Origin of the sequence: Salinigranum salinum (assembly GCF_009176545.1) — an archaeon.
GTDB classification, from domain to species: domain Archaea; phylum Halobacteriota; class Halobacteria; order Halobacteriales; family Haloferacaceae; genus Salinigranum; species Salinigranum salinum.
This window is the reverse complement of the sequence record NZ_VTOJ01000002.1, coordinates 1,123,856-1,142,631: the sequence shown is the minus strand read 5'-3', so window position 1 is coordinate 1,142,631 and position 18,776 is coordinate 1,123,856. Positions and strand designations below refer to the sequence as shown.

Genomic DNA, 18,776 nt, shown 5'->3' with positions numbered 1-18,776 from the left:
TATGACCAAGTCACAGAGAGACACCCACGCCGTATCGGCGGGGCTCGCGGACCCGGCCGACGAGCGCTCGAACTGCGGCGTCGGGGCGGTAATCGACCTCGACGGCGGTGTCTCACACGACGTCATCGCGGACGGGCTCGAACTCCTGGAGAACCTCGAACACCGCGGGACCACGGGTGCAGAGGAGAACACGGGCGACGGGGCCGGCATCCTGATCCAGCGCCCCGACGAGTTCTTTGCGGCAGTCGTCGACACCGACCTCCCCGAGACGTACGCGGTCGGGTCGATCTTCATGCCGGGGAACGGCGACGACCGGCGCGCGCTCGAGGAGATCGTCGAGTCGACGCTCGCCGATCACGATGTCGACGTGCTCGCCTGGCGTGACGTCCCGACGGACAACACGTCGCTCGGCAAGACCGCGCTCGAATCCGAGCCCGACGTGCGACAGGTGTTCGTCGCGCCCGACGGGCTGTCGACAGAGGCGTTCGACCGCGCGCTGTACGTCGGCCGCCGCGCGATGGAAAACGAGATCGGGGAGACCGATCTCCCCGGCTCGGAGCGCTTTTACGTCTGTTCGCTCGACCGCAAGACCCTCGTCTACAAGGGGCTCCTGAAGAGCGAACAGCTCCCGGCGTACTACCCGGACCTCACGGACGAGCGGATGCAGTCGACGCTGGCGCTCGTCCACGCGCGCTTCTCGACGAACACCCTGGGTGCGTGGCACCTCGCCCACCCCTACCGGGGGATCATCCACAACGGCGAGTTCAACACGATCCAGGGGAACATCAACTGGATGCGGGCGCGGGAGACGGACCTCGCCCACCCCGACTTCGGGGCCGACCTCGAGACGCTGAAGCCGATCATCAACGACCCGAACCAGTCCGACACCGCCTCGGTCGACAACGCCATCGAACTGCTCCTCAACACCGGCCGCGAACTCCCGCACGTCCTCCGGATGCTCATCCCCGAGGCGTTCGAGGGCGACGAGTCGATGGCCGAAGATCGGAAAGACTGGTACGACTTCCACGCCTCGCTACTCGAGCCGTGGGACGGTCCCGCCCTGGTGGCGGCCACAGACGGCGACCGGGTCGCCGCGGTGCTGGATCGCAACGGGCTCCGACCGTGTCGCTACGACGTCACGGCGGACAACACGCTCGTCATGGCCTCCGAGGTCGGCGCGCTCGACACCGACCCCGCCGAGATCAAGACGCGCGGCCGCCTCAAGCCGGGACAGCTGTTCATGGCCGATCCCGAGGAGGGTCGCGTCATCCCCGACGAGGAGGTGTTCGACCAGCTCACCGACGAGAAGTACGGCGAGTGGCTCCGCGAACACCAGATCGAGCTGTCGGCGATCGCCGACGGCGACGACCTCCTCCCCAGAGAGCGAGCGGAGCAGCTCCGCGCCCAGCAGGCGGCGTTCGGCTACACCCACGACCAGCTCACGCACCTCATCGAACCGATGGCGCAGTCGGGCAAGGACCCCGTCGGCTCCATGGGCGACGACACCCCGTTGTCCGTGCTGTCGGAGTTCAACCGACCGCTGTTCACCTACTTCAAGCAGCTGTTCGCACAGGTGACGAACCCGCCGCTGGACTACATCCGCGAGGAGCTCGTCACCTCCCTCGAGTCCAGACTCGGCCGCCAGCGCAACCTCCTCGACGAGAGTCCCGAACACGCCCAGCAGCTCGTCCTCGACTCGCCCGTGCTCACGGACAGTCAGACGGCCGCGATCAGGGACCTCGACGGCGACATCTCGACGGCCGTCGTCGACGTCACGTTCGAGACGGACACCTCGCTCGAGGCCGCCGTCGAGCGCGTCCGCGCCGACGCGAAGGCCGCGATACAGGACGGGGCGACCATCGTGGTCCTCTCGGACCGAAACCTCGGGCCCGACCGGATCGCGGTCCCGAGCCTGCTCGTGACGGGCGCGGTCCACCACGCACTGGTACGAAACGGCCTCCGCAACCACGCGGGACTCGTCCTCGAGACGGGCGACTCCCGGGAGGTCCACCACCTCGCGACGCTGGTCGGCTACGGTGCCGACGCGGTCAACCCCTACCTCGCGTACCAGACGATCTGTGACGTCGTCGCCGGCCCCGACGGGGCGGACGAGACCGAGGCCATCGCGGCGTACAAGAAGGCGCTGGAGGACGGCCTCCTGAAGACGATGGCGAAGATGGGCATCTCCACCGTGGAGTCCTACCAAGGCGCGCAGATCTTCGAGGCCGTCGGCCTCGACTCGGGCTTCGTGGAGGAGTACTTCGCGGGGACCGAGATCCGCACGGAGGGCATCGGTCTCCCGCAGATCGAAGAGGACCTCCGGACGCGACACGCCGTCGCCTACGGCGCCGACCCCGATCTCGAACGACAGGGCGAGTACGAGAACCGCTCCAACGGGATCCACCACCGCTGGAACCCCAAGACGGTCGGCACGCTCCAGCAGGCGGTTCGGTCGGGGAGTTACGACAAGTACGGCGAGTTCGCCGAACTGGTGAACGACCAGACGAAGGAGCTGCAGACGCTCCGGGGGCTCCTCCAGTTCGACTCCGACCGCGACCCCGTCTCCCTCGAGGAGGTCGAGCCCGTCGAGGAGATCGTCGAACGCTTCTCGACGGCGGCGATGTCACTCGGGTCGCTCTCGCCGGAGGCGCACGAGAACAACTCCATCGGGATGAACCGGATCGGCGGCAAGTCCAACACGGGCGAGGGCGGCGAACCGCCGGAACGGTTCGGGACGGAGAAGGAGTGTAACGTCAAACAGGTCGCGTCCGGTCGGTTCGGTGTCACCTCGGAGTACCTCACCAACGCCGAGGAGATCCAGATCAAGATGGCCCAGGGGTCGAAGCCCGGCGAGGGTGGCCACCTCCCCGGCAAGAAGGTGAACGAGATGATCGCCCACGTCCGCTTCTCGACGCCTGGCGTGGGGCTCATCTCGCCGCCGCCGCTGCACGACATCTACTCCATCGAGGACCTCAAGCAGCTCATCTACGACCTCAAGGTCGCGAACCCCGACGCGGACATCAACGTCAAGCTCGTCTCCGAGGCAGGCATCGGGACGATCGCGGCGGGCGTCGCCAAGGCGAACGCCGACGTGGTTCACATCTCGGGTCACTCCGGCGGGACGGGTGCCTCGCCCAAGACGTCGATCAAGAACGCCGGCCTTCCGTGGGAGCTCGGCCTGGCCGAGGCGAACCAGATGCTCCGGGCGACGAACCTCCGCTCGCGGATCAAAGTCACGACGGACGGCGGCCTGATGACCGGCCGCGACATCGCCGTCGCCGCGCTCCTCGGTGCCGAGGAGTACGTCTTCGGGACTGCCTCGCTCGTCACGAGCGGCTGCGTGATGGCGCGGCAGTGCCACGAGAACACCTGCCCCGTCGGCGTGGCGACACAGAACGAGAAACTCAGAGAACGGTTCCCCGGCAAGCCACAGCACGTCATCAACTACATGACGTTCATGGCGCAGGAACTCCGGGAGATCATGGCCGACCTCGGCTTCCGGACCGTCGAGGAGATGGTCGGGCGACCGTCGCTTCTGAAACAGCGCGAGACCGACCACCCCAAGGCCAAACATCTCGACCTCTCGGCGATCATCGCCGAGCCCGCGCCCGGTCCGCGGCACAAGACCAGAGAACAGCGACACGCCGACCTCGCCACGCAACTGGACCACGATCTCATCGAGGAGTCACGACCGGCGCTAGTGAAGGGCACCGACGTCCGCATCGAGTCGGAGATCGCGAACGTCGACCGCGCGGTCGGCGCGATGCTCTCGAACCGGATCTCGCAGGCCCACGGCGGGGCCGGGCTGCCCGACGACACGATCACCGTCGACTTCGACGGTATCGCCGGCCAGTCGTTCGGCGCGTTCCTCGCCAACGGCGTGACGATGCGCATCGAGGGTGCCGCGAACGACTACGTCGGCAAGGGGCTCTCGGGCGGGAAGATCATCGTCAAGACGCCCGACAAGGCCGCCTACGAGGCCGACGAGAACGTCCTCATCGGCAACGTCGCCCTCTACGGCGCGACCCAGGGCGAGGCGTACATCAACGGCGTCGCGGGTGAGCGTTTCGCCGTCCGCAACTCCGGCGTGAAGGCCGTCGTCGAGGGCGTCGGCGACCACGGCTGTGAGTACATGACGGGCGGCGCCGTCGCCGTCCTCGGCGAGACGGGCAAGAACTTCGCCGCCGGGATGTCGGGTGGCGTCGCGTACGTCTACGACCCCGACGACGAGTTCGCCGACAGGGCCAACACCGGGATGGTGACGCTGTCGCGGACGCTCGAGGAGTCCGACGAGGCGATGCTCCGCCGGCTCGTCGAGAACCACGCCGAGTACACCGACTCCGACCGTGCCGCGTGGATGCTCGAGGAGTGGGTCCGGGTACGAGAGCAGTTCGTGAAGGTGATGCCCGACGCGTACGCCGAGGTCATCGCCGAGCGCTCGCGCGACGACGTTCGGAACGACCTCCCGGCCGAGGCGGGCACGTCGGCGATCAACACCGACGCCGAGGGCGTCGCGACGACCGGCGACGACTGACCTGCCCCGTCGACCTCCGTGTCGGTCCCGCCTGATTGGGCACCGTGTCGATCCCGCCTGATTGGGCACCGTGTCGATCCCGCCTGATTGGGCACCGTGTCGATCCCGCCTGATTGGGCACCGTGTCGATCCCGCCTGATTGGGCACCGTGTCGATCCCTGTTCCGCTCGTCCGTGTTCGGGATCGGACGCTCGCGTCGTCCGTCGGCTTCGTGGTTCCGGTACGAAGGTTTATATCCGATGCCGCGGCCATCCGCGAGCGTGCTCCGGTGACGGACCACGGGACGCCCGCGGCTGCGTGGTGCGTCCGTCCCGTGCGTCGCAGTGTGACGCGCCACCTGTTCGCCACGTCTACGCAGTCGAGAGTGACACGTTTTACCCGCCGGGGCCCGAGCGGCGCGTATGGACTCGGCACTCGTCGTCGGCGGGACGCGCTTCGTCGGTCGGCATCTCGTCGACTACCTGCTCGATCACGGCTACACGGTGACACTGTTCAACCGGGGAACCCACGAGAACCCGTTCGCCGACCACGACGACGTCGACCACGTGCAGGGAGATCGCACGGTGAAGACCGACCTGCAGGCCGCGGCGATGACGACCGACTACGACGCAGTGTTCGACGTGGTCGCGTACCACCCCGAAGACGTCGAGACCGCAGTCGACGTGTTCGCCGACGCGGAGGCGTACGTCTACGTCTCCAGCGGCGCGGCGTACGGCGACGAGGTGATCCCGAAGCGCGAGGGTGAGACGGGCCTGAAACCGTGTACCCCGGCACAGGCGACCGACGACTCCGACGACACGTACGGCGCGCGCAAGGCCGAAGGCGACCGGGTCGTGTTTGCGGCTGCCGACAGGGGTGTCCGTGCGATGTCGGTCCGGCCGTGTGTCGTCTACGGCCCGCACGACTACACGGAGCGGACGGACTACTGGCTCGCCCGGGTGCGCGATCACGACCGGGTGCTGATCCCGGGCGACGGGACGAACGTCTGGCACCGCGTCTACGCGCCGGACGTGGCCCGGGCGATGCGGCTCGTCGCCGAGTCGGGAGAGGCAGGTGAGGCGTACAACGTCGGCGACCGCCGACTCACCACGCTCGCGGAGTACGTCGACCTCGCGGCCGACGCGATGGGGACCGATGTGGAGGTGGTCACGGCGGGCGAGCGGGCGCTCGCCGCCGGCGACCTCGTCCCGACGGAGTTCCCGCTGTACCGCTCGTACCCCCACGTCATGTCGACCGCGAAACTCGCGGCGCTGGGGTGGGAGTCGACGCCGCTGGCGACGGCAATGCTCGACACGGCGGCCGAACACCGCGAGAGCGACCGAGACGGGAGCGAGGTGGGCCCCTCGCGGGAACGCGAGGAGCGCGTCCTGGGTGTGCTCGATACGGTCTGACGTCTTCGACGGACGGACCGCGACGAGCTACGGCTGGCCGCCGAACCCCTCGTGGTCCATGTTCGGTACCTCCTCCTCGAGCCACTCCTGGAACCACTTCACGCGCGTGAGGCGCTGGTGGACGAGGCTCTCGGCCGTGTCGGAGTCGACCCGGTGGGAGGCGTCCTTGCCGCGTTCGAGGACGCGCTGGACCATCTCTGCGGCGTCCATGTGGGTGCGTGCCTCGTACCCCATCCGGAGGAGCATCAGCGCCGTCCCGTTGGCACCGACCTTGTCGATGATGTCCGCCTCGATGAGACAGCGAGTCTCGAGCGAGACGTCGGCGAGCGGCCCCTGGTAGGAGTGTTCGGCGATCACCTGACAGACCTGCTCGACGAACGACTGCGCGAAGTCGCCGTGCGTCGAGAGATACTCGCGGGCGACGCGGGCACCCTCCTCCGCGTGGACGTCCTGGTCGGCCTCGAGTTTGGCGATGTCGTGGAACAGCGCCGCGATCTTGACCACGTCGACGTTCGCCCCCTCGCGGTCGGCGATGTGTTCGGCGAGGTCGACGACGTTGAGGATGTGGTTGTAGCGGTACTCCGCGCTGTGCCACGGGTACCACCGCATTCGCCCGCCGTCGTCCTCGTTCTCGACGCTCGCGTCGAGATAGTCGTAGACGAACGCCTCCATCTCGGCGTACGCCTGTTCGGAGACGGGCGACTCTCTGATTTCAACGCCCACGACAACACCTCCTGGGTCCGGATCGTATCTGATAGTTCATTGTACGCCAAAACGGTTTTTCGGCTCTTAGGCGTTACGACGGTCTCGCCACGGCGGACGTCGAGGCAGTCCCGTGAGGCGACGCGGGTAAGTCGTCGCGCTCCGTCGATCGGGATATGACCGAGGCGCTCTACCTCGACGACTCGAGTCGACGGACGTTCGACGCCCGTGTCGAGCGTGTGCTCGACGACCGGGTCGTCCTCGACCGGACCTGTTTCTACCCGACCGGTGGCGGGCAGCCGTGCGACACGGGTCGGCTCGTGGCCGACACCGGGGAGACGTGGACGGTAACGGAGGTCGCAAAGCACGACACCGTCTACCACGTCGTCGACGGCGACCCGCCCGCTGTGGGGACGTCGGTCCGGGGTGAACTCGACTGGGACCGTCGCCGGGCACACATGCGTTATCACACCGCACAGCATCTCCTCTCGGCGGTCCTCCTCGAGGAGTTCGACGCCGAGACGACGGGCAACCAGCTGTACGCCGATCACGCCCACCTCGACTGCGCGTACCCCCGGTTCACGGCGGACGACATCGCGACCGTCGAGCGCCGCCTGAACGACCTGGTCGCAGCTGACCGGCCGGTCGAGTGGTACGTCCTCGACCGCGAAGTCGCCGAGGAAACGCTCGACTCACGGCGGACTCGACTCCACCTGCTGCCCGACTCGATCACCGAGGTCCGCATCGTCGAGATCGGCGGAGACGGCGACGACCCGTACGATCGGACGGCGTGTGCGGGGACGCACGTCGCATCGACCGGTGAGGTCGGCTCCGTCGACGTCGTCGGACGGGAGACCAAGGGCAGCGACGAGGAGCGTCTCGAATTCGTCCTCGCGTAGCACCGCAGTCGTGCGATTCTGCGGCTCGACGACCGGTCTCACGTGGGGAGAAGCTGTCACCACACCGTATGGAAATAACCGCACGACTGCGCCGGGGAGGTCTGTTCCGTCTGGTGGTTTTATTATCCTTGCCGATGTGTACGCTGTATGGTCCGTGAAGACGGCAAACGGAATTTCGTGCTCCGTGAAGACGACGGCACCGAAGAGAGCGTGTTCAGCGGTCGAACCCCCCGGCAGGCCGCACTGAAGGCCGCTCGACGGCTCCCCGCCGCATCGAGCGAGGCGGACGTCGACGACAAGGCCGTCCTGCGCCTGCGCGAGCGTGGCACCGACAAGGTCCACATCTACGAGGGGTGGGCCTGGAAGGAGGAGGCACCCGACGACGCCCCCGACTGGATGCCCGACGTCATCACGAAGGCGAACGTCTCCAAGCAGGGAATCGAACACCTCGACGAGTAACGCGTCACGCCAGCTCCGGGACTCGCCGCGCGCACGGAGCAGTCGCGTCGTTCCGCTCGACCGCGTCGGCACCGACGCCACCCTCGTCGCTGACGTCCGAGCGTCCGTCAGTACTGCCGAGGGTTCCCTGACACCGGAAGCGTCTCCCGTCCTTCGGGCCACTGCCGCCCCGCGGTCGACGCGCCCCGTTCGACCGTCGTGTCGTCGCGGGCGCTCGACTCAGCTCCCCGTCGGGCAGTCCATAGTTCCTTGAGACTGGTCGGCGTACGCGTACGCATGACGAGTGGACGTGCCCTCTCGGAGTTCCTCGCCGGACACGACTCGCTGGCGGTCGTCTGTCACAACAATCCGGACCCCGACACCCTCTCCAGCGCCATGGCGCTGGAGGCGATCGCCTTCGACGCGGACGTGACGGACGTCGAGGTGCTGTACAGCGGCACGATCTCTCACCAGCAGAACCGGGCGTTCGTGAACCTGCTCGATCTCGACCTCAAGCCGTTCGCCGCCGAGGAACTCACGTCGGCCGACCTCGTCGCGTTCGTCGACCACTCGTTGCCCGGTCAGAACAACGAGGTCCCCCGCTCGACGCCGATCGACATCGTCATCGACCACCACGAGACGGAGGGGATCGAGGCCGACTACGTCGACCACCGGGCGGACTTCGGCGCGACGGCGACGATCATGACCGAGTACCTCGAGGACCTGTCGTTCGAGACACCGGCTCCGCTCGCGACGGCGCTCATGTTCGCCATCCGGCGCGAGACGCTGACGTTCCTCCGGGGGGTAACGAGCGCCGAGTACGCCGCCGCGGAGACGCTCCACACGCTCGTCGACGTCGATCTCCTCCGCGATCTGACGCATCCGGCCGTCAGCGAGACCACGATCGACGCGATCAGCCAGGCGATCGACAACCGACTCGTCCGCGGATCGGCGCTCATCTCCCACACGGGGTGGACGTCCGAGCGCGACGCCATCCCCCAGGCGGCGGACTACCTCTCCAGTGTCGAGGGCGTCGAGACCTGCGTCGTCTTCGGGCTCATCGACGACGCGGTCGAGATCAGCGCCCGGTCGACGGACTCGCGGGTCCACGTCGGTCGCGTCCTCGAGGACGCCTTCTCCGACGTGGGGAGTGCGGGCGGTCACAGACAGATGGCCGGTGGCCACGTCCCGCTCGGGCTGTTCGCCGACCACACCGACGACGAGGACGCGCTCGTGGAGATGGTCGAGGAAATCGTCTCCCGACGGCTCATCAAGCGGCTCCACCTGTCGTCGCGCGAGGACGACGAGGGAGAGTAGTCGGCGTCCGGTTCAGTCGCCCTCGGCGCTCCGGTCGGTCTCGACCTCCGAAGGTACGCGTTCGCGGTCGAGCCACGCGCGAACGTCCATCCGCGCCTGGTCGAGCACGACGAGCACGGGCGGCAGGGTCGTGATCGCGGCGACGAGGGTCAGGAAGATGACGCCGACGGTGAGGTAGCCGAAGTCGGAGATGATGGGGAACGGCGACAGCGTCAGCGCCGAGAAGCCGAACACCGTGGTCATCCCGGAGATGGTGATCGCCTTGCCGACGCGAGCGCCGGCGGTCTCGATGGCGTCCAGTGGGTCGGCTCCGCGACGCTTCTCCTCGAAGTACCGCTCCATCACGATGACGGTGTACTCCGCGCCGATGCCGACCGAGAGCGCCCCGAGCGACGCTCCGAGGGGGGAGACGCGGATGTCGAACGCGGCCATGTAGATGTTCTGCCAGCCGACGACGAACAGCATCGGGATCAGCGGCGCGATCGCCTTCACCGGGTCACGGTAGTAGGCGAAGAGGAGGACGAACACGGCGAAGACGCCGTAGCCAGTGATCGTGTCGCGTGACTCGATCTGTTCGATGATCGACGGCGTGGAGACGACGTCGGTCCCCGTCAACTGGGCGTCGATCCCCGGCGGCGGGCGGCTGAGCTCGAGCGCCGCGTCGATCGTCCGGATGAGCGAGAGCGTCTCCTCCGACGTGACGTCCGCCTCCGTCACGACGACGATGTGGGCGTAGCCGTCGGTGTAGAACTGCTGGCGGCGCTCGGGCGGGACGCGGTCGAGGGTGCGCTCGACGCCTGCCTCGGTTGCGGGAAGTTCGCCGCCGTTGTACGATTTGACGAGGGTCGCGGGCGATTCGACGGCGACGATCTGCCCGGTTCCGACCGCGACCTCGCCGAACCGCTCCATCCAGCGCAACGTCTCGGGCTCGCGGAGCTCCGACCCCGAGACGACGATGTCGTACCGTGCGGCGTCACCGCCCCCGGAGACCGCGCGGAACTGCTGGAGGTTGACGTACGCCGGCAGGTCCTGCGGGATGAACTCCTCGAAGTCGGCGAGCGTGTCGAGGCTCTCCCCGGCGTAGAAGCCACCGACCATGAGGAGGCCGGCGATCGCGAGGATGAGCGCGGGATGGGAGGCGAAGAAGCGTGCACCCCTGCCGAGGAAGCGCGCGACGTCGCTCAGCTCCTCGCCGTCGCGGTCGACGCTCGCGGGGTCGACGTCGTCGGGGTCGTACCGCCACCGCACCCACAGTGTCACCACCGGCGTCAGGAGGAAGACGCCCGTCAGGAACGAGAGCACGACACCGAGGATGGAGGTCTGGGCGAACCACTCGAAGGCGGGGACGCCCAGCGTGGCGACCCAGGTGGCACCGAAGCCGAGCGCGGCGGCGAGCATCGCCACGAGGACGGCGGGACCGATGCCCGCAAGCGCCGCCGGGAGTGCCTCCGACGGGGGTGCGCGTTCGAGTTCCTCCTCGTAGCGCTGGTGGAACTGCACAGAGTAGTCGATCCCCAATCCGATGAGGATGGGGAACACGGCCGACGTGAGCGTCGAGTTGGGGATGCCCAGATACCCCATCGCGCCGAACGTGTAGATCACGCCGACGAAGACGGCGACGATGGGGAGCAGCCGGAGCCGAACGCCACGGAAGAGGAAGAAGAGCGCGATGATCATCAGCCCAACGGCCAGCCCCAGCAGCTGCTGGGTGCTCTGCTGGATCAGCACGGAGAGCTGTGCGGAGAACGCCGGCTGACCGGTGATCACCACCTCCGTCCCGGCCGGGAACGCCGCCCAGGACCGTGCCTCGACCGCGTCCTCGAACACCGGTCGCTGTTCCTCCTGGGTGAGTCCCGACTCGAGCACGACGGTGACGACCGTCGACTCCCCGGGCCCGACGACCCGTTCGATGGCCGCCCGCGAGTCGGGGATCCGGCCGTATCTGGCGCGCACGCGGTCGGCGGGGGTGAGCACCGTCACCACCTCGTCGGTCGTCTCCAGCCGCCGATCGAACGTGTCGATAGCACGCATCGTCTCGGGATCCGTCACCGAGCCGCGGACGAGCACGGCCATCGTCCCGCGGTCGAACGTGTCCTGGAAGCGCTCGAGCGCCGGGTTCGACTCGACGAACGCCTCGTTACCCGTGACGCTCGTGATCTGCGACGCACCCGCGCCGGCGACGACGACGAGGCCGACGACGACCGCGATCGTCACCAGCGGATGTCGCTGGATCCAGTCGCCGACGCGGGCGAAGACGGTCCGGAGCGCGTCCATCTCCTCACCCTCGCTGGCGCTGCCAGACGAAGACCCCACCCGCGAGCACGAGCACGCCGACACCGGCACCGACGTAGCCGAGCGGCAGTCCACCGGCGGACTCGCCGACGGGGACGCCGAACTGCAGGCCGTCGGCGAGCTTCGAGTTCCCGCTGGCGTCGTCGTACCGGATCTCGATCGACGCGGGGTACGCCTTCGCCATCGCCGATCCCGCGGCGGTGACGGAGAACTCGGCTGTGCGCGTCTCGCCCGGCTCGAACGAGCCGAGGAACGCGCCGTCGTCCGCGGAGGAGAGCGGATCGTTCACGAACACTTTCGCGTTCGCGTTCGACACGGGTCGGTCGCCATCGTAGCGCACCGTCACCGCGAGCGTCCCTTCACCGCCAGCGGAGACCGACGTCTCGACGTCGACCACCTCGAAGGCGTCGCGCTCGGGGTCGAGCGACACCGCCCGGCGGATCGGTTCGTCGAGCCGACGGAGGTCGCCGTCGGCGTTCTCGTACTCCACCGCGAACGACAGGGAGATCGACCCCGGCTCGGCGTCCGCGGGGACGGCGAAGGTGAACCGCATCTCCGCCGACTCGCCGGGACCGAGGTCACCGACGGCCGCCTCGGGGGCGGTCGCCTGGAGCGGTCCCGGTCCCTGTGTGCGGACGACCACGTTCCGTGCGGGCGCGTCACCCGTGTTGACGACGGTCGCCCGGACCGTCGCCTCGTCCTCGTCGACGCGGAACGAACTGGTCGAGATGTCACGCACGTCGAACGTGCGCTCGGGCTCGACGCGGACGCCCGTCGACAGGGTGTCCGACGTCTCGGCGACGCCGTCGGGCGTCTCGTAGGTCACGTCGACCGCGATCGGGTAGCTTCCGGGAGAGATGCCGGTCGTCGCGCCGATCTGGACGCTGATCGGCTCCGACTCGCCCGGCGCGAGCTCCTCGACGAAGACGGAGCGGTTCTTGCGCGGCTGTGTCGGCTCTCCGAAGTAGAGGTCGCCCGTCCGTGCCGTTAGCGACACCGTCGCCTTCCGCGCGGTCTCCGATCCGACGTTCTGCAGGTCGAACTGGAGGGTGCCGGTGTCGCCCGCGATGACGGCGTTGGCGTCGTCGGCGACGATCTCGAAGCGCGCCTCCCGGTCGACGACGAGCGTGACGGTCGTCGTCGTCCGGCGGAAGGAGTCGGCGTAGGAGACGTCCGTGTACCCCGGCGGCGACGCCGTCTCCTCGAAGTCAGCGCTCCGGGTCACGGAGTACGTCACCTCGACCGGGATCCGGTAGGTGCCCGGTGCGAGCGACTCGCCCGTCTCGAGCTGGAACGCCGCCGTCCCGACCGCGCCGTCGGGGAGCGTGCCGAGCGTCACGCTCCCCGATTTGACCGCGATCGGCGCGTCGATCTGCTCCTCGAGGACGTCGACGGTGACGCCGCGGGCGGACTTGACCCGCTCTTCGAGAGCCGCGGGACCGCCCTTCCGGAGCGAGCCGTCGTTCGAGACCGCGATCCGGAGTGTGGACCGTTCGCCGGGCGAAATGCGGTTGTCCTGGACGGAGAGACTGATCTCCGGCTGGCCGATGACCTGTTCGGCGACGACCGGCTGCGCACCTGCGACCATGGAGAGCACGACGAGCAACGCGAGGAGACGCGCCTTCATTGCGTCATCCCAGGCAGTGCCGTGTTGTAAGTCTCTCGACTCGATTACGGTGTGCCAGAGTGTTCGCGACGGCGTAACCACTCTGTCGGCGGAACGAACGGCCCCGTCGACACACCGGTTCTGTCGCGGCGTTCGGTCTACGGTCGGGGCGTCCACCCGGGCCAGGGCTCGCCGGCCAGCATCCACCTGGTGGCCCGACGCCAGCATCGTCGAATCGATCTATCTATTTGTACTCTCGCCGACGGTTTTCGGAACTGGACTCGGATCCGACTCGATGCGGAATAGCCGGGTAACAGACGTCTTGAACGTCGATTCTGGATTCTCAGTGCGTTCGACGAGACACGAACCGTCTCTCGACGAGTATTACGTCGTCCGCCTCCAAATGGCCACAACGGTCCTGATTCCACTTCCACTCGGGTCGAATCAGACGTATGGCGCCCCTCGTCGGTAGTATCCAATTGTTTACCTACACAGCCACCAGAGCGTGGACGTTCAAGTGTCTCTCCGACCCCGCATACGTCCGGTCTCAGTCGATCTCGCACCCCTCGGCGTACACCGATCTGACCCGATCCGCGGCCGGCAGCCCGGAAGACCCGCCGTCAGTCGCGACTGGTATCCGGTGACGACAGGCTGTCTCAGACGATCCTGTGCGCCGGTTCGTCGTCGTCGATGAGGGCCTCGAGTCCCTCGGCGACGATGCGCGGGCCGTTGGTCACGGCGTCGCGCGTCGACCCGGCCGTGTGTGGCGAGAGGATCACCTGGTCCATCTCGACGAACGGGTGGTCGCTCCCGATCGGTTCGGTCTCGAACACGTCGAGGGCGGCACCGGCGATCTCACCCTCGCGGAGGGCATCGACGAGCGCCGCCTCGTCGACGAGGCCGCCGCGCGCGGAGTTGACGAGGATCGCCGACTCCTTCATCAGCGCGAACGACGCCGCGTCGAGGAGGCCCGCCGTCTCCTCGGTCAGCCGCGCGTGGAGCGTCACGGCGTCCGCCCGGGTGAGCAGGTCGTCGAGGTCGGCCCGCTCGACGCCGTGTTCGGTGAACGTCTCTTCGTCCTGGTACGGGTCGTACGCGAGGAGGTCCGCGCGGAAGCCACCGAGTCGCTGGGCGACCTCCTGGCCGATGTTCCCGAAGCCGACGATCCCGATCGTCAGTTCCTCGACGTCGCGTGGCAGGCGCGACGGGTCGAACTCCTGCACCCACTCGCCGTCGTGCATCCGCGCGTCGTGTCGCGGGATCTCGCGGACCTTCGAGAGCAGGAGGCTCACCGCGTAGTCCGAAACCGCGTTCTTGTTTCGTCCCGGCGCGTGGAGCACCGCCACACCCGCCTCCTCGGCGGCCGCGAGATCGACGTTCTCCGTCCCGCCGCGGGCGGCCCCGACGACGGAGAGCGACGCCGACGCCTCGATCACGGACGCCGACACCGGTGCCTTGTGGACGACGAGCGCGTCGACGTCGTCGAGCCGGTCTTCGATCGCCGACGTGTCGTACGCGGCGGGCCCGCGCGACTCCATCTCCATCGTCACCTCGCGGAACCGCTCCGGGGAGAGGTCCCCCCGCCAGTCCATCCGCTCGAACCTCACGCCGTGGGCTTCGAGGAACTCCGCGCTCTCGTACATGTACTCGCTCGGCTGCTGCGGATCGCCACAGAGCAGCACCTCAGTGATCTCCATTCGTCTTCCCCTCACGGCCGATCTGTTTCAACGTTTCCCAAATCGTGACGTGCTGTTCGACCGTCGTCTCGAACGCCTCCCGGATCGTCCGGTACGACGCCACTCGCGCGGGGTCGGGCCGGTGGCGGCGTTCGGTGCTGACCGTCCGGTCGACTGCGTCGGCGTGGTCGTCGTACAGCCCCACCGCGAGACCGGCGCAGATGGCGACCCCCCGCGCGCCCATCTCCGCGCCCGCGGGGACGACGACGTCCTCGCCGAGGACGTCCGCGAACAGCTGGCTCCAGACGGTGCTCTTCGCCCCGCCGCCGCCGAGCCGGACGTCCGAGAGACCGCGGTCGCCCGCCAGTTCCTGCAGGTGGGTGCTCAGCGAGAGGGCGACCCCCTCGTAGATGGCCCGCACCATCGCCGGCCGGGTGTGGTCCTCGGTGAGCCCCACGAACCCACCCCGTGCGTTGGGATGGTCGGTCGAGCCGCGGAGGTACGGGAGGAACAACAGCCCGTTCGCGCCGGCGGGGACGTCGGCGACCCGCTCGTTCACGTCCCGGTACGGGTCGACGCCTCGCGCCTCGGCATCCTCGCGCCAGTCCGGACAGCACTCGTCGACGAACCAGTCGACCGCCGCCGCGGCCGACCGCGTGCCCCGGTACCGGAGCCAGCCGTCGCGGAGGAACCGTCGGGCGATGCCGGCCGCCTCGTGCCCGCCCGGATCGGCCGTGAGGGAGATGCTCTGTCCCCAGGTGCCGACGATGAGCGTCCCCTGTCCGGGCCGGTGTGCGCCCGCGCCGAGGGCGACCGCGCCCACGTCGTGGAGGCCGGAGGCGACGGGCGTTCCCGCGTCGAGACCGGTCTCGGCGGCCGCCGCGGGCGTCACCTCGCCGCACGCCTCCCAGCTCGGGACGATCGCGGGGAGCGCCTCGAGACAGTCGTCGAGTCCGAGCAGCTCGAAGGCCTCCGCCGAGTACGCCTCGCGGTCGGGGTCGAAGAAGACGCTCGCCTCCGTCTCGTCGGTGCAGACGACGTCGGTGAGGCGGTATTTGAGGTAGTCCTTGCAGAAGAGGAGCCGATCGATGGCGTCGTACGCGTCGGGTTCCTCCCGCTGGAGCCAGCCGAGGAGACTCAGCGGGTCGGCGACGAACGGCTCGTAGCCGATCCGTTCGGCCACCGCCGCCGTCAGCCCCGCCTCGTCCCACGCGTCGACGACGCTCGTGGCCCGGCTGTCGAGCGACGTGATCCCGGGTCTGACGGGCTCACCCTCGCTGTCGAGGGCGTACAGCCCGTGGCCGTGCCCGGCGACGCCCACGCCGGCGATCCGGTCGCCCCCGACCCCGTCGCTCGCGACGGCCTCCCGCACGACGTCGCACGTGACCGCCCAGAACTCGTCCATGTCGCGCTCGACCCGCTCGGGGCCGGCGTCGACGTTCGGCGACGCCCGCGAGGCGACGGTCAGCTCGCGCCCGTCGGCATCGAAGACGGCCGCCTTGACGTTCGTCAGGCCGGCGTCGACGCCGAGGAGTAGCGGTTCGTCGCTTGCGTCGTCCGCGGTGTTGGCGTCGTCTCCCATCTCACTGGAACTGGCTCTGTCCGGCGCTCCCGGCCAGTTCGGCGACTCCGACCATCACCTCGGCGATCCGCTCGCGGACCTCCTCACAGACTCGGAACGGCGTGAACGTCGTCTTGTCCGGCGACCAGTCGCTGTCGGCGAAGAACCCCTGCCGGTCGTCGTCGACGCCCGCGGGCGGGCGGATGGCCGACTCGTGGTCGTGGTAGAAGTCGCAGGCGGTCCGGGCGAACTCGTACTGGTAGCGGGTGTTCTTGTTCAGCTTGCAGACGCCGGTCGAGAGCAACTCCTGTACCTGCGTATCCGACAGTCCCGACGAGCCGTGGACGACCAGCGGCGTGTCGAGGCCGTGGTCGGCGAGCGCGTCGCCCACGTCGCGGGCGATATCCGGGCGGAGTTCGAGGTCGCGCCCCTTCGAGACGCCGTGTTCGGTCCCGATCGAGATCGCGAGCAGGTCACAGCCGGTGCGGTCGACGAACTCGACCGCCTCTTCGGGGTCCGTGTAGTACGCTTCGGTGGTCTCGACCCCGCCCTCGACTCCCTTGATCATCCCGAGTTCGGCCTCGACGAGCATCTCCTCGTCGTGGGCTTCGACCAGTTCGACCGCTTCACGTGTTCGTGCGACGTTCTCCTCGAACGGTTCGTGCGAGGCGTCGACCATGAGCGACGAGGGGATCCCCGACTCGACGCACGCCTCGAGGAACGCCCGGTCGTCGGCGGGCACGTGGTCGACGTTGAGGAAGACGCCCACGTCGGCGTCCCGCCCGAGCGCCCGCGCCGTGGTTCCGAGGATCTCCAGCCCCGTCGCGGGCTCGCCTCGCCCGGCGAACGCCGCCGAGTCGCGTTTCACCTGGAGGACGAGGTCCGAGGCCGCCCGCTCCGCCCCCTCGACCAGTCCCGTCAGGATGTTCGGCTCCGTGACGTTGCTGGCGACGAAGCCGTACCCCCGGTCCCGTGCCCGGGCGTACGCGTCCGACAGTTCCGACCCGCTCGCGTATGGCATCGTCTACGCCTCCGCAGTCACGGGCAAATACGTGTCGGAAACCGCCGGGCCCGCCACCCGTGACGAGCCGGCTGCGACCGACCGCGGTGGCGCTCACACGACCGCCGTCGCCGCCGGCGCACGAACCGGTGTCGCTCGCTGGCCGACGGGTTCGCCGTGTCACACGACCGATCCCGTCGCGGGGGCGGTTCGTGCGATCGGAACCGGAGGGAACCGCTCGATCCCTCCGAACTTATTTGGGTCCACGAGCGGGATAGACGGCCGATGAGTCAAGACGACGCTCCCGGCGCGTCCGACTGTGACGGCCCGCCCGTGTCCGACGGTCCCGCCGACACGTCCGCACTCGCTGGCGAACCCGATCCCGACCTGGCTGTCCACGGGGAGGCGCGTGACCGGCCTGGCGACCGCCCTGCGCGCCCCGTGGAAGGGCGATGACGTCCCCGCGATCGGACTGGGGTGACTGGCTTCCGAACGCCGTCGCCGACGCGTCCGTCGACGGGGTCTCGCTCTGGTATCTCGGCTGTAACGGGTTCGTGCTGAAGGCCAGCGACGGCACGACGATCTTCGTCGATCCGTACTTCGGACTCGGCACGCCACCCCGCACCGTTCGGATGATCCCCGTGCCGATGGAGCCGACCGACGTCACGGCCGCGGACGCCATCCTCGTGACGCACGAACACTCCGACCACGTGGACGGGCCGAGCCAGGGGCCCATTCTCGCCGGGACGGGAGCGACGATGTACGGGTCGGCGGCGAGTCTCGAACGGACCGTCGAGGAGGCGTGGCCGGATCGCTGGGACTGCCGGCGCGACCAGTTCGAGGCGGTCGAGGCGGGCGACCAGTTGAGGATCGGGTCGCTGGAGATCTCGGTCGAGGCGGCCCACGATCCGCTGTCGGCACACCCGGTGTCGTACGTCGTCGAGCACGAGGCGGGGACGTTCTTCCACGGCGGGGACACCCGCTACGACGAGGACACCCTGACCGACATCGGCCGCCGCTACGAGATCGACCTCGGCGTCGTCGCGTTCGGCTCGAACGGGCTGATCGCGGACAAGGAGACGGGCGAGCCCCGCTACCGGGACTGGTACTGCGACGGGAACGAGGCGGTCTCCGTCGCGACGGCGCTCCGGATGGAGCGGCTGGTGCCGACCCACTGGGACATGTGGAAGGGCCTCCGGGCGGACCCTCGCGCGCTGTTCGATCACGCACGGGGTATGGAGTACCCCCGCGACGTCGAGATCGCGGAGATCGGCGATCGGATCGACCTCTGAGGGGTGGCGGGCGCTCCGTTCTGGGCAGTAACGGGCACGTCTCTGGTGAGCGAGACGGAGTCGTCAGG

The 18,776-nt window shown here is 68.7% G+C and carries 13 protein-coding genes; 7 read left to right on the top strand and 6 right to left on the bottom strand.

The genetic code is table 11. The features are described from left to right. Position 1 precedes the first annotated feature (1 nt). Complete coding sequence (gene gltB / locus FZP69_RS16930; protein ID WP_152042558.1) at positions 2-4,534, top strand: glutamate synthase large subunit; 4,533 nt, start codon at positions 2-4, stop codon at positions 4,532-4,534. 401 nt (positions 4,535-4,935) lie between these two features. Continuing rightward, positions 4,936-5,925: an NAD-dependent epimerase/dehydratase family protein gene (locus FZP69_RS16925; protein WP_152042557.1), complete on the top strand. Its 990-nt coding sequence runs from the start codon at positions 4,936-4,938 to the stop codon at positions 5,923-5,925. Between the two features lie 27 nt (positions 5,926-5,952). Here FZP69_RS16925 and FZP69_RS16920 read toward each other — a convergent pair whose 3' ends face one another. Further along, the gene (locus tag FZP69_RS16920) at positions 5,953-6,648 is read right to left on the bottom strand and encodes an HD domain-containing protein (RefSeq protein ID WP_152042556.1); all 696 of its coding nucleotides are present in this window, start codon (positions 6,646-6,648) and stop codon (positions 5,953-5,955) included. A 155-nt stretch (positions 6,649-6,803) separates the two neighbouring features. On the opposite strand from FZP69_RS16920, the gene FZP69_RS16915 reads away from it, so the two are divergent. The 3 genes from FZP69_RS16915 (at position 6,804) to FZP69_RS16905 (ending at position 9,281) form a co-directional block, all read left to right on the top strand. Beyond that, a complete protein-coding gene (locus FZP69_RS16915) occupies positions 6,804-7,526 on the top strand; it encodes an alanyl-tRNA editing protein (RefSeq protein ID WP_152042555.1) in 723 nt (240 codons plus the stop codon). A gap of 147 nt (positions 7,527-7,673) precedes the next feature. Beyond that, positions 7,674-7,985 carry a non-histone chromosomal MC1 family protein gene (locus FZP69_RS16910; RefSeq protein WP_152042554.1) on the top strand — a complete coding sequence of 104 codons (312 nt, stop codon included), beginning with the start codon at positions 7,674-7,676 and terminating at the stop codon, positions 7,983-7,985. A 276-nt stretch (positions 7,986-8,261) separates the two neighbouring features. Further along, positions 8,262-9,281: a DHH family phosphoesterase gene (locus FZP69_RS16905; protein WP_152042553.1), complete on the top strand. Its 1,020-nt coding sequence runs from the start codon at positions 8,262-8,264 to the stop codon at positions 9,279-9,281. Positions 9,282-9,293: 12 nt separating this feature from the next. Here the strand turns inward: FZP69_RS16905 and FZP69_RS16900 are convergent, their stop codons facing one another. The 5 genes from FZP69_RS16900 to fba all read right to left on the bottom strand — a co-directional run bounded on the left by FZP69_RS16900 (position 9,294) and on the right by fba (position 17,437). After that, positions 9,294-11,555, bottom strand: a complete 2,262-nt coding sequence (locus FZP69_RS16900; protein WP_152042552.1) for an efflux RND transporter permease subunit — start codon at positions 11,553-11,555, stop codon at positions 9,294-9,296. Between the two features lie 4 nt (positions 11,556-11,559). Further along, the gene (locus tag FZP69_RS16895) at positions 11,560-13,200 is read right to left on the bottom strand and encodes a COG1361 S-layer family protein (RefSeq protein WP_152042551.1); all 1,641 of its coding nucleotides are present in this window, start codon (positions 13,198-13,200) and stop codon (positions 11,560-11,562) included. A 635-nt stretch (positions 13,201-13,835) separates the two neighbouring features. Continuing rightward, complete coding sequence (locus FZP69_RS16890; RefSeq protein ID WP_152042550.1) at positions 13,836-14,876, bottom strand: NAD(P)-dependent oxidoreductase; 1,041 nt, start codon at positions 14,874-14,876, stop codon at positions 13,836-13,838. Beyond that, positions 14,863-16,437 carry an FGGY-family carbohydrate kinase gene (locus FZP69_RS16885; protein WP_152042549.1) on the bottom strand — a complete coding sequence of 525 codons (1,575 nt, stop codon included), beginning with the start codon at positions 16,435-16,437 and terminating at the stop codon, positions 14,863-14,865. Before FZP69_RS16885 ends, FZP69_RS16890 begins: the two co-directional genes overlap by 14 nt. A 1-nt stretch (position 16,438) precedes the next feature. Continuing rightward, a complete protein-coding gene (fba, locus tag FZP69_RS16880; protein WP_152042548.1) occupies positions 16,439-17,437 on the bottom strand; it encodes a class II fructose-bisphosphate aldolase in 999 nt (332 codons plus the stop codon). 264 nt (positions 17,438-17,701) lie between these two features. Here fba and FZP69_RS22695 point away from each other — a divergent pair, with 264 nt between their 5' ends. Both FZP69_RS22695 and FZP69_RS16875 read left to right on the top strand, forming a co-directional pair. After that, positions 17,702-17,872, top strand: a complete 171-nt coding sequence (locus tag FZP69_RS22695; protein WP_192918625.1) for a hypothetical protein — start codon at positions 17,702-17,704, stop codon at positions 17,870-17,872. Next, positions 17,869-18,708, top strand: a complete 840-nt coding sequence (locus FZP69_RS16875; RefSeq protein ID WP_152042547.1) for an MBL fold metallo-hydrolase — start codon at positions 17,869-17,871, stop codon at positions 18,706-18,708. Before FZP69_RS22695 ends, FZP69_RS16875 begins: the two co-directional genes overlap by 4 nt. Positions 18,709-18,776 lie beyond the last annotated feature (68 nt).

What these genes read in the sequence shown, in the direction of transcription:
- FZP69_RS16910 (WP_152042554.1), top strand. Translation starts at nt 7,674, where the DNA reads ATGGTCCGTGAAGACGGCAAACGGAATTTCGTGCTCCGTGAAGACGAC.
- FZP69_RS16875 (WP_152042547.1), top strand. Translation starts at nt 17,869, where the DNA reads ATGACGTCCCCGCGATCGGACTGGGGTGACTGGCTTCCGAACGCCGTC.
- FZP69_RS22695 (WP_192918625.1), top strand. Translation starts at nt 17,702, where the DNA reads ATGAGTCAAGACGACGCTCCCGGCGCGTCCGACTGTGACGGCCCGCCC.
- FZP69_RS16905 (WP_152042553.1), top strand. Translation starts at nt 8,262, where the DNA reads ATGACGAGTGGACGTGCCCTCTCGGAGTTCCTCGCCGGACACGACTCG.
- FZP69_RS16885 (WP_152042549.1), bottom strand. Translation starts at nt 16,437, where the DNA reads ATGGGAGACGACGCCAACACCGCGGACGACGCAAGCGACGAACCGCTA.
- fba (WP_152042548.1), bottom strand. Translation starts at nt 17,437, where the DNA reads ATGCCATACGCGAGCGGGTCGGAACTGTCGGACGCGTACGCCCGGGCA.
- FZP69_RS16890 (WP_152042550.1), bottom strand. Translation starts at nt 14,876, where the DNA reads ATGGAGATCACTGAGGTGCTGCTCTGTGGCGATCCGCAGCAGCCGAGC.
- FZP69_RS16895 (WP_152042551.1), bottom strand. Translation starts at nt 13,200, where the DNA reads ATGAAGGCGCGTCTCCTCGCGTTGCTCGTCGTGCTCTCCATGGTCGCA.
- FZP69_RS16925 (WP_152042557.1), top strand. Translation starts at nt 4,936, where the DNA reads ATGGACTCGGCACTCGTCGTCGGCGGGACGCGCTTCGTCGGTCGGCAT.
- FZP69_RS16915 (WP_152042555.1), top strand. Translation starts at nt 6,804, where the DNA reads ATGACCGAGGCGCTCTACCTCGACGACTCGAGTCGACGGACGTTCGAC.
- FZP69_RS16900 (WP_152042552.1), bottom strand. Translation starts at nt 11,555, where the DNA reads ATGGACGCGCTCCGGACCGTCTTCGCCCGCGTCGGCGACTGGATCCAG.
- gltB (WP_152042558.1), top strand. Translation starts at nt 2, where the DNA reads ATGACCAAGTCACAGAGAGACACCCACGCCGTATCGGCGGGGCTCGCG.